We start from the raw sequence: 12739 nt of genomic DNA, 5'->3' as shown, positions 1-12739 counted from the left end.
TTTTATCATTACATCTAGTATCGGCTGCTATGAAGAAGATTTGAGAATATTCGCCAATCCTTATAAAATCCTTATAATTGACTTATATACTCCTCTAATAAAGGAGGAGATCGAAATGAATGATTGGCAGATTGAAACGATAAATTTAACAAAAGTATATAAAGGTCACAAAGTTATCGATAAAGTTTCCATGCAGGTTGAAGTTGGTTCCGTCTATGGACTATTAGGACCGAATGGGGCGGGGAAATCAACAATAATGAAAATGTTGGCAGGCTTGGTTCGCCCGACTTCAGGGGAAGTTCTTTATCAAGGAAGACCGTGGAATAGAGAGGATATCCCCAATATTGGAGCGCTAATTGAAAGTCCCGCCATCTATCCCAATTTAACAGCCCATGAAAATTTAGAGGTGTATCGCTTAATGTATAATATTTCGGATCCTCAATGTATCCCAAACGTACTGGAAACCGTTCGATTGACTGATACAGAAAACAAAGTAGCGAAGAAGTTTTCAATGGGGATGAAGCAGCGACTTGGTTTGGCAATTGCCTTACTGAAAAGTCCTAAACTTCTCATACTTGACGAGCCTACCAATGGTTTAGACCCTGCAGGAATAGAGGAGTTTAGAGAAATGATTCGAACATTCCCACAGAAGGGGATCACCGTCATCCTCTCTTCCCATATCCTTTCAGAAGTCCAGCAAGTTGCTACCCACATCGCAATCCTTCATCATGGACAATTGCAATATGAGGCTCCGATTGTACAGGGAGAAGATTTGGAACGCAAGTTTAGGGAAATTATCCTCTCAGGAGGGCCGCAACATGTATAATACACTCAAATTGGAAGCGGTAAAAACTAAGCGAACATCTGTTAGTAAACTATGGATTGCTATCGTGCTATTCGCCGTTATTGTTTCAGCTGTTCTGGCACCTGGTTTTCTTGTTCAAAACTCGCTCAATTGGTGGTACACCTTGTTATATCCATTGGTAACAGCCCTGATTTGCTCAACAATATTTGGAAAACTGGATAAAGACCAAAATTTTCAAACATTATTCCTTAGTAGGACGTACGTCGGCAAATTTTTCACGGCAAAGTGCATGATTGCAGCAGGATATCTCCTCCTTGCCTCTGTATTGTACTGTTTATTATTACTCGCGTTGACATGGGTTTTTCCTTCAGAGTTTGACTCGCTGTCTATAATTTCAGCAGTCTTTGTAACATGGCTAGGTTATTTATTTTTAATTCCGTTATGCGGGATGTTCATGCTTTATTTTCCATCGCTTTTAGTTACTGTATGTATTGTTGTGGCTACGGAAGCGATGCAGATTTTTTATAACCAATTTACAATATGGCAAATAAACCCGTTCATAACGCCTGCAATACTTATGACAACGATTATTAATACGTTGCCAAATGGGCTTCTGAATAATGGGGTTTTAATTCCTATTCCCATACAGCCAATGTTAGTATCATTGTTGATTTCTATTGTTTATTTATTTGTCATGATAGGAATGGGAAGAAGTTTATTGCAAAGGAAGGCCGATCGATGAAGCGGGCGTTGCAACTCTGGAAAGCCGAACGGGTGAAGTGCAGGCGGACGGCCGCCACGTGGGTACATATCTTGGTACCGATAACCATCTCCTTTCTCTTCCTTTGGTATTATCATTCCTCTCCAACTGGCTTGGAGACAAAATGGGAAACCTTTATACAAGTACTGGCAATTGGATTTCCATTCATGATTTCTATTGTGGTATCTATTGCGGCAGCTCAGGAACATCAAAGTAGATTCGCTGTTTTAATAGCAGGGACAGCTACCAAATCTGCCGTGCTCGTTGTGAAAATGGCTCGTCTCACTTGCTGGGGAATCTTCTCCCTCGCCTTAGCCATTAGCATTTTTGGTATAGGTATGTATTTGCAAAACCCTAGTGCCACCGTCGGCATGTATGTTTATTTTTCTACTGTCATTATCTTTATCTCCGGACTGCTGCTATATGTAGTACATTGGTTAGTAGAGTTGCGCTTATCGAGAAACTATTCGATTGCGCTTGGCTTGGTGAAAAGTTTACTCGCGGCTGTTTTTATGACCGGTTTAGGGGATGGCATCTGGATGTTCGTTCCAAGCAGCTGGGCAGTTCGGTACACCTCCTATTATCTGGCCTACAATGAATCCACCGATCCCGGTTTGCTGGAACAAATTAAGCAAGTCGTCATGAATGCAGCAGTAATAGATATAGCGATCACCCTTCTTTTGCTTATTGGATTTTTCCTATGGTTTACCAATTGGGAAGGGGAGCATTTAGACGATTAGAGGAGCATTCCATGAGAAGAATTTTAGTAATAGACGATGAACCAAAGATTCTGAAGCTAATTCAGCGGGCATTTCAAGGGCAGGATTTATCTGTAACCACAATCGATGACCCGCATGATTTGTCCTTGATAGATGTTACGGTATTTGAACTCATTCTGCTGGACATTATGATGCCAGGGATTGATGGGTTTAAACTGTGCCAAAAACTCCGTCAAAAAGTCGATTGCCCGATCATTTTCCTTTCTGCTTTGGAAGATGAACAGTCCATTTTGACTGGTCTTGAACTCGGAGGCGATGACTACTTAGTAAAGCCTTTTTCATTGGCAGAATTAAGGGCCAGAGTCCATGCACATCTCAGAAGAGAGCATCGGACAAAAGAACATTCTATCTTTCGAGGCGATATCCGTCTTAATCTATCAGGAGCTAAGATCTTTGTAAAAGACGTAGAAATGGAACTGACAAAGGGTGAATTTTTAATCATTCAATTATTGGCCATGCACCCTGGCCAAGTATTTTCCCGCGAGCAAATTTTCATTGAGGTATACGGCTATGACCGAGATAGCAATGAAACAGTTATTACTGAACATATTAAAAACATCCGCAAAAAGTTTACTCACTTTAATTTACATCCTATTGTCACCGTTTGGGGGATCGGCTATAAATGGGGAAAATAAAGAGGATTGATCTGTTTCTGCTTCGCTATACTCTTCTGCTTGCCATATCGCTGATCTCCGTCTGGGCAGCGGCTGCTCTATTTGTCGTATCTTCCGGATTCGGTACTCTCTATCCAGCCAATGCCAGTGAATTGTATTTATCCAAAAATCAGCAGGAATTTGTTCAAACAGACAAGATTACAAAAAGTTTATTCCTTCCATTTAATCAATATGCCGTCTATGACGAGTCAGGAGATTTTCTCTATGGAGATGCGGACGATCCTCAAGTATTATGGGATAGTTTTGATAGCAAATCGACTTACTTGGAAAAAGGTCTATATATTAAAGCAATCGAGAGACCTGAAGAGTTCCTTCTGATTTCCTATCCGATCAAAATGATGTACAAAAATAATTGGCTAAGAGACCATTTTCCGAACCCAGAACTTGTATTGATGATTTCTGTGCTGTCTGCATCCGTTTTGATTGTCTTCATTTTCGTCAAAAGATACGCACTGCGGCTTTCTCGCGCGATGGCATGGATCAGTGAAGGTGTACAGGAAATTAAATTGCATCGTTTGAACTTCACCATCAAAGATACCGAATTCAAAGAACTCAATGAAATCACACAAAGCCTCAACTTAATGAGAGATGAATTGATCAGTTCATTGGAAGAGTTATGGAAAGAAAAAGAGCAACGAGAGCTTCAGCTCAAAGCGCTTGGCCACGACATAAAGACACCTCTGACAATCATTAGAGGTAATGCTGAGCTGTTAGCGGAAATAAGCAGTGATTCTGAAACTCAAAACATGCTGGAAGAAATCATTAGCAGTACTCAACATCTCAGTGACTATACTAAAAGTTTGCGACATATTGGACCAAATAGGTTGGAAGAAAAAGAACTAGTTAATGTAACAGCAATTTTCAGCGAACTACAGAAGGATTCACGCTCTCTCGCTTCATTAAATGGTAAGAAACTAGAATGGGAAAATGAAATGGCTCAATCTATTTTTCTACACTGCGAGCGAAATAAATTGAAAAGAGCTTTCATGAATTTGATGATGAATGCAGTAGAACGAGGAACAACCATTGTCACCGTATCCATTAAGACAACTGAAAACATAATTGAATTCTCTGTAAAGGATGACGGTCACGGATTTTCAAAAGAAAGTTTAGCGCGTGCTACAGAGGCTTTCTATACAGACGACCCAAGCAGAAATACTAAACATCAAGGGCTGGGATTATACGTTGTGCAATCTGTCATCTGTGAAGAATTAGGCGGGTCGGTTTGTCTTGAAAATATATTTGCAGATCCTAGCGGCGAAGTAATAGGAGCGAGTGTAAAATGTCAGCTGCCTATATGATTTTGACTGTTAGGGGGGACCAGGCACCTAATTTAAAAACTTACTACTAATACTATAACTATACTACCGACCAAATGAAAAGGTACCGGTTCCAAGAATGCGATCTTGGAGCCAATACCTTTAGTTAGTCACAGTAAAAAAAATTGTAGGATGTTCCTTTGTGGCACAACCTTTTAATTAATTATTTTTACAGCTTCCCGTCCGAACTTCGGTGTACGGACCAGCTGCTTTTTGTGTTTTTGCTCTGCCGGCAGAATACCTGCCCGTATCACTATTTTCTAATTAGAGTAATAAATTCACTTTCTCTTCAAAATCGCGAATATGCTTAAAAGCCCACCGATGAATACTGTCAACGCAGTTATTTTTTTCACGTCCAGTGTAGATGTAAACTTTACTTGGTCCGGCGTAATTACGTATACACCCACAGGTTTGATACGAAACGTGCCGCCACCGCCTTCTCCCCCACGGCCATCTCCTCCGCCACCGACCGCATACAATACTTTTGCTACCGGAACTATCTTTTGCAGTCCATGGTCAATCGGTTCTCCATATACCAGCGACACATCTTTTTGGTTCGCAAACTTCTTGAAAATGGTTGTAACCGGTGTTTCGACATACTGATTTTCTCCAGACTTTGCGTGGATATGGTCTTGTTCGGTATTCATGATCATTCCCCCTTATCTACTCTTTCTATTCACAACCGTTTTTTCCTTCTATCTGTCTCGAAAACGGTTCCTGTTCGTTACACAACTCCCCCTTCACCGCTGTATAAAATTTTTCTTGAAAAAAGTCCGTCCAGACGGTATTATTAAAAATACTAAATATATGGGGGAAATGAGACTATGGAATCCAAAGCAGAAAAAACAAAAAAGCTAATTGTAAATAGCGCCATTCAGTTCCTGCTTGAGCATGGTTTTGAAAAATTAACGTTGGAAGCTGTGGCAAAAGAAGCCGGCGTAAGTAAAGGCGGCCTATTGTATCACTTTCCTAATAAAGACGCGTTATTACAAGAAATCGCGGAGGTTATTTTTAACGAGCTTCAGGAAAACTTTTATCAATTGGTGAAGGCAGATCCAAATGAAGAAGGAAAATGGACTCGGGCGTTTATTGAATCCTCACGGTTGGACTTAGTAAATTTAGCCGAACAAAACATAGGAAAGCTGGCACTGTCCTTGTTGAATAGAGAAGCCGGCAAAAATATTTCTGAAGTATATCGTTCCGTCCTCGTTAAATTAGAAGATGACGGAATCGATCCGATCACATCCACCATTATCCGGTTGGCGCTGGATGGAATCTATTACACGGAACTGCTGAATGTTGCCCCTGTAGGCAAAGAAATACAAGACAAAGTGTTTCAACGACTATTCCAAATGACAGAAACGGAGAAATAATATGAGTCTACTACTTCTGGGCACAGCCATCATAAGCGAAGTATTTGCATCTTCCATGCTGAAAGCTACAGATGGCTTTAAAAAAATCATCCCTACGCTTGGCGTAATAATTGGTTACATCATTGCTTTTTATACTCTTTCCGTGCTGCTGAAAACAATGCCGATCGGTGTTGCGTACGCCATCTGGGCCGGAGTCGGGACTGCGCTTACCGCATTGGTCGGTATGTTCATCTATAAAGAGAAACTAAATAAGCCGAAGTTGGCAGGATTAGTTCTAATTATAGGCGGTGTCTTTTTAATCAACTTTACGTCAGCCATATAATTACACACATTTCGAATTGAGGAGTACGTTCAATGAAAGCCTATTTCATATTAACTCTGTCTATTTTGTTTGAAGTTTTTGCCACCACGATGCTAAAAGTATCCGAAGGGTTTACGGTGATTCTCCCTTCCATCGGATCGATTGTCGGGTACGCATTATCGTTTTATTTAATTGCCATTGCGCTCAAAACGCTTCCTTTAAGTTTTGCTTATGCGATATGGGCTGCGGCAGGTACTGCCATGACTGCAATAATCGGTATATTGATATGGGGCGAGTTATTTAGCGCAGCGAAGGTGGCCGGGCTATTATTGATCATTGGCGGCGTGGTCCTGCTCAATATTTCTGATCCTGCAGAGCCCGAGGAGCAGCCATCCATTTAGTTCTGTATAATTACGAAACGAGATCAGACGCACACTGAACATAAAATGCAAAAAATCATCCTCTTCACTCAGCCGAAGTGTGAAGAGGATGATTTAATTTCCGACTGAAATTTCCTGCGAAAGAGCATCCATTCTTTCTTCCAGCAGATTAGTAAATTCAGCTCGCTGTCCTTTTACATCAGAAAATTGTATAGGCTCGCCAAAAATAAGATAGGCATCCCGCTTACCGAACAATTCTTTCAAGCTATTCGGACCAACATATACTGCAGGTATAATGGGCACCTTTGAACGCATCGCAATAGTGATGGCTCCTTGTTTAAGGGCCGTTTGTTCCTCTATTCTGGTTCCACTTGGAAAGATCCCTACAATTTCACCTTGTGCCAGCAATCGAGAAGGAATCTTTAAAACACTTGGGCCTGGATTTGACCGGTCCACAGGAAATGCATTCAGTTTGCGTAAAAACCAGCCTACTAATTTATTCGCAAATAGTTGTTTCTTTGCCATGAAATGAACTTTGTTTGGCAATAAAGTGATACCTAAATACAACACATCCACCCAACCTGTATGTGTACAAGTGATAACATAAGCTCCATCTTTAGGGACGTTCTGTTGACCATATACATGAATTTTCCCAACTATACGCAAGATACCTTTCAAAAAATATGCCACTATTTTATACACTTCAGCTTCCTCCACAACATAACCGATACGATCATTATTCGATATGGACTGCTTCATTAGCTGTAAAACGAACTAGGGATTGATTTATATATTAATCGCCAAATGCGAAAATTAATTCCAGCTCACATGCTAATTCTCCATCTACGGAGGCTACCCCTGTTCCTTTTCCAATCGACCCTTTTACTCGAGTAATTTCTACCTCCAAACGAAGTTGATCGCCTGGCTGAATTTGTTTTTTAAATCGACATTTATCTATTCCTGCTAACAGACCTAATCTCCCTTGATTTCCCTCTTTCGTAAGCATCACAATTGCACTTACCTGAGCTAATGCTTCCACAATCAACACACCCGGCATAACTGGGTAGCCCGGAAAGTGTCCAGTAAAAAAGTGTTCATTTGCTGTAACGTTTTTTATACCTACAGCTCTTTTACCTTCTTCTAGCTCCAAAATTCGATCTACTAAAAGGAATGGATAACGATGTCTAATAACCTCTTTAATAGCAGAAGAATCTATCAATAGTAAAACCTCCAGAACCATAATTTTTCGGTGTAAGAATCAACATCTCACAAAGGGGTCGGCGGATTAATTTGCTCGTCAAAATTCATTTCTAACAGTTGTCCAGCATGAACCAATCCTGATCCGTAGCCATACATAAGAACTCGATCTCCATTTTTCACGTGCCCTTCCCGTACTCCCAAATCCAGAGCTAATGGGATAGAGGCAGCAGAAGTATTACCAAAGCGGACTAAACTATAAAGAGTCTTTTCAATGGGATATCCTAATTTTTCGCAAATGGGTTCTATCATTCGCAAATTGGCACTATGAGGAATAAACCAATCCACTTGATGCAGATCCGTCTGCGTTTTTTCTAAAATTTGTCGTATACTTTCTGGAATGTTCCGAACAACCCATCGGAAAACCTCTCTGCCATTCTGCACAAGACATTGCGTATCGATCAGCTCGATTCCGTTCACTTTATTCGACAATCCCGAACGATAGATATGCTGTGCCTTGCTGCCGTCACTACCCTGATGAAATCCAAGGAAACTATTTGATTGTTCATCTTTTTCCACTAACACTGCACCTGCTCCATCGCCAAATAAAACGCATGTATTTCGATCCGTGTAATCGGTGACTTTAGAAATAGTGTCTGCGCCGAGAACCAGGACCTTTTTATGCAGGCCCGAAGAAATAAAACTGTTTGCGGTATGTAAGGCATAAACAAACCCTGCACATGCAGCATTTAAATCTATAGCGCCTGTTTGAGTAATGTTTAATCGTTCTTGAATCATGCTGGAAACAGATGGGAATGGAACATCAGGCGTGCACGTCGCCACAATAATCATATCTACATCTTCCACACTTTTATTATATCTATGCATTAAATCCTTCACAGCAGATATACATAAATCACTGGTAAATTCATCAGGACAACTAATTCTACGTTCTTGAATACCTGTTCTTTGAACAATCCACTCATTATCGGCTTCTACCATTTCATTCAGTTCAGAATTCATCAATACTTTTTCAGGCACATAAGTCCCTATCGCTGTTATTCTGGCTCCGGACATTCTCATTCCACTCCAATTTGAATTAATGGTTAGTATTAGTACCTGGTGTCAATTATAACAACTAGTATTGTGTAAAATCAATTTATTTAAAAAACTGATCTTCTGAGAATTCAGTAGAAGGCCATGCATTCACTGGAGAACATCTTGCTACGGCTCTTCAAACTGCTAAATTCCATCTGAAAAATTCTAATGAACAGGAAATCAGTCTGAGGGCCGATTCGGAGAAAACTTCTTCGGCTATAATGGAAGGAAGCAGAACTACTTGGGAGGAGGTGATCACATTGGGGAAAATAAACTTTTTTGGATTACTGGGCGTATTGTTTTTTAATCTGATCATCGTTTCAGGAATTGCAATTGCCGTTGCTGCATTGTTATTTTCATTTTGGACGGTTATTATTTCGTTTGTTCTTTCACCTATTCTCTTGGCGGTTGTCAACCTGTTGAAACTGCAGGACTTTAATCTGATGCAAACCATTCTGAGTGTTGTTCTATTGTTCGTTGGAATTGCGCTAGTCCCGCTAGCTATAAAGACTACACGTCTTGTAACTGAATGGTGCCTAAAATATATGGAGTTGAACAAAAGAGCCATTTACGCAAGATAAAGCCAATTTAGTATTCCACCACATGGCAGTCCTATTTAAAACTGCTCGGGCATTCGATTATTTCATCGGATATCCGAGCGGTTTTATTCGTATAATTAAACATCGGATCATTGATTGCTGTTCCCTTCCACAAAGATAGGTTAAAATAGTCAAGATGAGGGAACTATGATTATCTAATGTAATATACAAAACGCGGCACCTGACTGGATGCCGCGTTTCATTCGTATCAGTGATTAGTTGTACCTCTTCAGCGAATGACTTCTTGATAAAGCCCGTTGCGCTTGATGTATTCATAACAGGAATCTGGCAATAAATACTGCGGTTCCCCTCCCATGGCAAATTCTTCACGAATGTAGGTTGAACTGATTTCCATCGCCAATCCTTTATCCAGCAGTTGAAATCTGCCGTCATCATGATTACGCAAAATCGGTGCATTTGAAATCGTACTTAAAATATCAATTCCGTTTCTGGCCATGACGATAAATTTATTTCGGCTAATTAATTCTTCGGCAAACCGCCATTCTCCCTTGCCTATATCCACCAGCAAATCCGCTCCCATAATAAAATAAAAGTCTACGTCTGGAAAGGTTTTTTTGAAATATTCCATTGTGTAATACGTATAGTGATTGCCTGGCAAAACATTCAGCTCGTAGTCGTCCAGTATGAATTTATGATTATTGCCAATTGCCAGCTTAAGCATTTCTACGCGATGCTCATTTTGCGTCTGCACTTGCTTATCTGACCGCTTGTTTGAAGAAGGCAGAAAAATAACATAATCTAATTTTTTTCGATGAGCCACCGTAGAGGCAGTCCATAGATGAACATTGGTTACTGGGTCGAAAGAAGAACCGTAAATCCCTATTTTCATCCCTGCTTCAAATGCTTTCCCGATATCTTTCCCGGGATTCAGCTCTTGCAAATGTGCTTTAATTTTTTCTGCCATCTCCATCATAAAAACCGCCTCCTTAAAAATTCCTGCATCAGCTATTCAGCTTCTGAATTTTTTCTTTTTCCTCATAAATATTTCTCATCTTATTGTCCCAGCATTTCTGACTTAAATCTACGGGATACTGTTCGGGATTCATGATACGCTTATATTCATCCCACAGAAGCGTTAAATTATTTTGAGCGTATGCTTGGATATCCTGCAGGGAAGGAGTGGCATACACAAGATTCCCTTCCGTGAAAATGTCTTGATGCAAATTGACAGCTTCAAAATTCGTCACAAACTTCGAGATAAATGTATGCGTTGGATGAAACATCTTTAATTTTTCTTCTGCTTCCGGATCTTCATCTTTCATCGCAATATAATCACCTTCTGCACGGTTGTTCACCATATTTACAATACGATACAAGTTCTTCAGCCCTGGAGTCGTTACTTTCTCCGGATTGCCAGATATTTTAATCGTATCAACCATTTTACCGCTTTCATCCTCAATTGCCGTTAATTTATAAACAGCACCGAGGGCAGGCTGGTCAAATGCAGTGATCACTTTCGTCCCGATACCCCATGCATCAATCTTTGCGCCCTGCGCCTTTAGATTCGTGATCGTTTTTTCGTCTAAGTCGTTTGAAGCGATAATCTTGGTTTCCCTAAATCCGGCTTGGTCTAACATTTTTCGGGCTTCTTTAGACAAGTATGCTAAGTCGCCGCTATCTAAACGGATCGCATGAAAATGAATACGGTCTCCGAGTTCTTTCGCTACTCGAATCGCTGCCGGCACACCTGACTGTAACGTATCGTAAGTATCTACTAAAAACGTACAGTCTTTATGACGCCGGGCGTATTTGTGAAATGCTTTATATTCATCTTTATACGCTTGAACCATAGAATGAGCATGCGTTCCAGCGACCGGAATGCCAAACCGCTTACCCGCTCTCACATTACTCGTTGCGGAAAAACCAGCAATATAAGCTGCTCTAGTTCCCCATATCGCCGCATCAAATTCATGGGCACGTCTCGTTCCAAATTCCATAACCGCCTGTTCTCCTGCTGCTTGTTTTATCCGTGCTGCTTTTGTGGCAATGAGTGTTTGGTAGTTTACAATATTCAAGAGAGCTGTCTCTATTAGCTGGGCTTCTGCCAAACTGGCTTCCACCTGCAGTATCGGTTCATTTGCAAAAACCAGTTCCCCTTCTATCATTGACCGGATCGTTCCAGTAAAACGCAGCGTTTGCAAATAGGCCAGGAAATCTTCTTCATAACCCAGTTCTTCACGCAAATAAGCAATATCACTTTCTGTAAAACGATACGCTTTAATAAATTCAATGATTCGTTCCAAACCCGCAAAAATTCCGTAACCAGCACCAAAAGGCAACTCGCGGAAATAAAGCTCAAACACCGCCCGTCTATCATGCATGTGATCTTCCCAGTACGTTTCCGCCATATTGATTTGATACAAATCTGTGTGCAGCGCAAGTCCGTCATCTTGATAGTTCTTAGCCATTTACTTTTCCTCCTTTTTATCTGGTAATGTAATACTTCTTTTACAGCATGATTTCGGTTGATTTCACTAGATGGATGCCATAATTTTTCTGAAGTTCTTTACATGCGCGTTCTGTTGATTCTTCAAATCCTGGAATGGAGCTCATGCAGTCCTCCAGCAAATAAATCTTTGACAGCAATTCAGGTCGCCTCTCGTTATACTCAACAATCTGCAAGACTGATTCTAAGACACAGTGAGATTTTGCTTCCCCGGCAATGATGATTTTGTCGTAAGCGTGCAGTGAGTCTAGAAACGCATAATTCGTCTGCTCTTCCCCCGCATACTCTGGTTTAATGATCCCGTACATTTCGCTCAATGGATCTTGCCCTTTTACGATCTTTTGAATAACCGACTTTCTTGTCATAGAATGAAAGTGAACTATATTCGAAAACTGGCCTTCCAAGGCAGCGCCGTATGTCCCTTCAATACAGTGGTAAGGCCATATTAATAATTGTTTTTTTCCGCGGTGTTCCAAATGAATAATATAATCCAAACTTTCTTTCTGCTTTTCTAAAGCCTTCCATCTTCCGCTTTCTACGTCTTCTCTTGTGATGACCGTAAAAGGAATAGGATGATTTCCCTCTGCATCACTCCACCAACTCGTATGGAATATTTGCTGCAATCCATGTGTATCTAAAGATAAAGCAATCGTTGTAATCTTATCTAAATTTTGATAAAGGAATTTAGTTACACGTTCTATATCCTGATGAGAATTCGGAACACCCAGCTCTCCGTTTTCCATAAAGTCATTTTGAAAATCAATCCCTATGAACAGCACTTTTTCAACGTCCTCATTAAAAGGCGCCAATTTCTCCGCAGCTGCTAATTCTGCCAATTCATTTATCCTTTTCGCACTCACAGTTCCTATTTTAGAGACATCCACTATTTCCTCAAATTTCGTTTTCATCATTTTCTACACACTCCTTTTACTTTATTAACAATTATATATTCGTTAATTGTTTTTCGTGAAAATAAAAGTTATCCTT

16 protein-coding genes are annotated in these 12739 nt (G+C 40.5%); 9 read left to right on the top strand and 7 right to left on the bottom strand.

The window, feature by feature from the left end; genetic code table 11:
- Nucleotides 1–115: 115 nt before the first annotated feature.
- Genes GDZ68_RS16030 through GDZ68_RS16010 form a run of 5 tightly spaced genes read left to right on the top strand, consistent with a single transcriptional unit; the run spans nt 116 to nt 4319 of the window.
- Nucleotides 116–826 carry a lantibiotic protection ABC transporter ATP-binding subunit gene (locus tag GDZ68_RS16030; protein ID WP_153723319.1) on the top strand — a complete coding sequence of 237 codons (711 nt, stop codon included), beginning with the start codon at nt 116–118 and terminating at the stop codon, nt 824–826.
- On the top strand, nt 819–1547 hold the full coding sequence (locus GDZ68_RS16025) for an ABC-2 family transporter permease (RefSeq protein WP_153723318.1): 729 nt from the start codon (nt 819–821) through the stop codon (nt 1545–1547). Before GDZ68_RS16030 ends, GDZ68_RS16025 begins: the two co-directional genes overlap by 8 nt.
- A complete protein-coding gene (locus GDZ68_RS16020) occupies nt 1544–2305 on the top strand; it encodes a lantibiotic immunity ABC transporter MutG family permease subunit (RefSeq protein ID WP_153723317.1) in 762 nt (253 codons plus the stop codon). Before GDZ68_RS16025 ends, GDZ68_RS16020 begins: the two co-directional genes overlap by 4 nt.
- A gap of 11 nt (nt 2306–2316) precedes the next feature.
- The gene (locus tag GDZ68_RS16015) at nt 2317–2979 is read left to right on the top strand and encodes a response regulator transcription factor (protein ID WP_153723316.1); all 663 of its coding nucleotides are present in this window, start codon (nt 2317–2319) and stop codon (nt 2977–2979) included.
- Entirely contained in the window at nt 2967–4319 is a 1353-nt protein-coding gene (locus GDZ68_RS16010) for a sensor histidine kinase (RefSeq protein ID WP_153723315.1), read from the top strand. Before GDZ68_RS16015 ends, GDZ68_RS16010 begins: the two co-directional genes overlap by 13 nt.
- Before the next feature lie 296 nt (nt 4320–4615).
- On the opposite strand, the gene GDZ68_RS16005 is transcribed toward GDZ68_RS16010, so the two are convergent.
- Nucleotides 4616–4984, bottom strand: coding sequence for a spore germination protein GerW family protein (locus tag GDZ68_RS16005; protein ID WP_153723314.1), 369 nt, complete (start codon nt 4982–4984; stop codon nt 4616–4618).
- Between the two features lie 177 nt (nt 4985–5161).
- Here GDZ68_RS16005 and GDZ68_RS16000 point away from each other — a divergent pair, with 177 nt between their 5' ends.
- From GDZ68_RS16000 to GDZ68_RS15990, 3 genes are read left to right on the top strand one after another with little or no spacing between them, the layout of a single operon-like run.
- A complete protein-coding gene (locus GDZ68_RS16000; RefSeq protein ID WP_153723313.1) occupies nt 5162–5710 on the top strand; it encodes a TetR/AcrR family transcriptional regulator in 549 nt (182 codons plus the stop codon).
- A 1-nt stretch (nt 5711) separates the two neighbouring features.
- Nucleotides 5712–6032, top strand: a complete 321-nt coding sequence (locus GDZ68_RS15995; protein ID WP_153723312.1) for a DMT family transporter — start codon at nt 5712–5714, stop codon at nt 6030–6032.
- Between the two features lie 32 nt (nt 6033–6064).
- Nucleotides 6065–6412 (top strand): DMT family transporter, encoded by a 348-nt coding sequence (locus GDZ68_RS15990; protein WP_153723311.1) that lies wholly within the window; start codon nt 6065–6067, stop codon nt 6410–6412.
- A gap of 93 nt (nt 6413–6505) precedes the next feature.
- Here GDZ68_RS15990 and GDZ68_RS15985 read toward each other — a convergent pair whose 3' ends face one another.
- The 3 genes from GDZ68_RS15985 to GDZ68_RS15975 form a co-directional block, all read right to left on the bottom strand.
- On the bottom strand, nt 6506–7093 hold the full coding sequence (locus GDZ68_RS15985) for a lysophospholipid acyltransferase family protein (protein WP_228551140.1): 588 nt from the start codon (nt 7091–7093) through the stop codon (nt 6506–6508).
- Between the two features lie 91 nt (nt 7094–7184).
- On the bottom strand, nt 7185–7610 hold the full coding sequence (gene fabZ / locus GDZ68_RS15980) for a 3-hydroxyacyl-ACP dehydratase FabZ (RefSeq protein WP_153723309.1): 426 nt from the start codon (nt 7608–7610) through the stop codon (nt 7185–7187).
- 47 nt (nt 7611–7657) lie between these two features.
- Entirely contained in the window at nt 7658–8665 is a 1008-nt protein-coding gene (locus tag GDZ68_RS15975; RefSeq protein WP_153723308.1) for a ketoacyl-ACP synthase III, read from the bottom strand.
- Nucleotides 8666–8946: 281 nt separating this feature from the next.
- On the opposite strand from GDZ68_RS15975, the gene GDZ68_RS15970 reads away from it, so the two are divergent.
- A complete protein-coding gene (locus tag GDZ68_RS15970; protein ID WP_194841208.1) occupies nt 8947–9267 on the top strand; it encodes a DUF1700 domain-containing protein in 321 nt (106 codons plus the stop codon).
- Nucleotides 9268–9514: 247 nt separating this feature from the next.
- On the opposite strand, the gene nadD is transcribed toward GDZ68_RS15970, so the two are convergent.
- The 3 genes from nadD to GDZ68_RS15955 all read right to left on the bottom strand — a co-directional run bounded on the left by nadD (nt 9515) and on the right by GDZ68_RS15955 (nt 12663).
- Entirely contained in the window at nt 9515–10135 is a 621-nt protein-coding gene (gene nadD / locus GDZ68_RS15965) for a nicotinate (nicotinamide) nucleotide adenylyltransferase (protein WP_408020126.1), read from the bottom strand.
- A gap of 112 nt (nt 10136–10247) precedes the next feature.
- Nucleotides 10248–11714: a nicotinate phosphoribosyltransferase gene (locus GDZ68_RS15960; protein ID WP_153723306.1), complete on the bottom strand. Its 1467-nt coding sequence runs from the start codon at nt 11712–11714 to the stop codon at nt 10248–10250.
- A gap of 40 nt (nt 11715–11754) precedes the next feature.
- On the bottom strand, nt 11755–12663 hold the full coding sequence (locus GDZ68_RS15955) for a cysteine hydrolase family protein (protein WP_228551139.1): 909 nt from the start codon (nt 12661–12663) through the stop codon (nt 11755–11757).
- Nucleotides 12664–12739: the final 76 nt, after the last annotated feature.

Origin of the sequence: Sporosarcina cascadiensis, from assembly GCF_009650995.1 — a bacterium.
Taxonomy (GTDB): domain Bacteria; phylum Bacillota; class Bacilli; order Bacillales_A; family Planococcaceae; genus Sporosarcina; species Sporosarcina cascadiensis.
This window is presented reverse-complemented; position numbering and strand designations above follow the sequence as displayed.

What these genes read in the sequence shown, in the direction of transcription:
- GDZ68_RS15960 (WP_153723306.1), bottom strand. Translation starts at nt 11,714, where the DNA reads ATGGCTAAGAACTATCAAGATGACGGACTTGCGCTGCACACAGATTTG.
- GDZ68_RS16000 (WP_153723313.1), top strand. Translation starts at nt 5,162, where the DNA reads ATGGAATCCAAAGCAGAAAAAACAAAAAAGCTAATTGTAAATAGCGCC.
- GDZ68_RS15955 (WP_228551139.1), bottom strand. Translation starts at nt 12,663, where the DNA reads ATGATGAAAACGAAATTTGAGGAAATAGTGGATGTCTCTAAAATAGGA.
- GDZ68_RS15995 (WP_153723312.1), top strand. Translation starts at nt 5,712, where the DNA reads ATGAGTCTACTACTTCTGGGCACAGCCATCATAAGCGAAGTATTTGCA.
- GDZ68_RS16015 (WP_153723316.1), top strand. Translation starts at nt 2,317, where the DNA reads ATGAGAAGAATTTTAGTAATAGACGATGAACCAAAGATTCTGAAGCTA.
- GDZ68_RS15990 (WP_153723311.1), top strand. Translation starts at nt 6,065, where the DNA reads ATGAAAGCCTATTTCATATTAACTCTGTCTATTTTGTTTGAAGTTTTT.
- GDZ68_RS16030 (WP_153723319.1), top strand. Translation starts at nt 116, where the DNA reads ATGAATGATTGGCAGATTGAAACGATAAATTTAACAAAAGTATATAAA.
- GDZ68_RS16005 (WP_153723314.1), bottom strand. Translation starts at nt 4,984, where the DNA reads ATGAATACCGAACAAGACCATATCCACGCAAAGTCTGGAGAAAATCAG.
- GDZ68_RS16025 (WP_153723318.1), top strand. Translation starts at nt 819, where the DNA reads ATGTATAATACACTCAAATTGGAAGCGGTAAAAACTAAGCGAACATCT.
- GDZ68_RS16010 (WP_153723315.1), top strand. Translation starts at nt 2,967, where the DNA reads ATGGGGAAAATAAAGAGGATTGATCTGTTTCTGCTTCGCTATACTCTT.
- nadD (WP_408020126.1), bottom strand. Translation starts at nt 10,135, where the DNA reads ATGAAAATAGGGATTTACGGTTCTTCTTTCGACCCAGTAACCAATGTT.
- GDZ68_RS15975 (WP_153723308.1), bottom strand. Translation starts at nt 8,665, where the DNA reads ATGTCCGGAGCCAGAATAACAGCGATAGGGACTTATGTGCCTGAAAAA.
- GDZ68_RS16020 (WP_153723317.1), top strand. Translation starts at nt 1,544, where the DNA reads ATGAAGCGGGCGTTGCAACTCTGGAAAGCCGAACGGGTGAAGTGCAGG.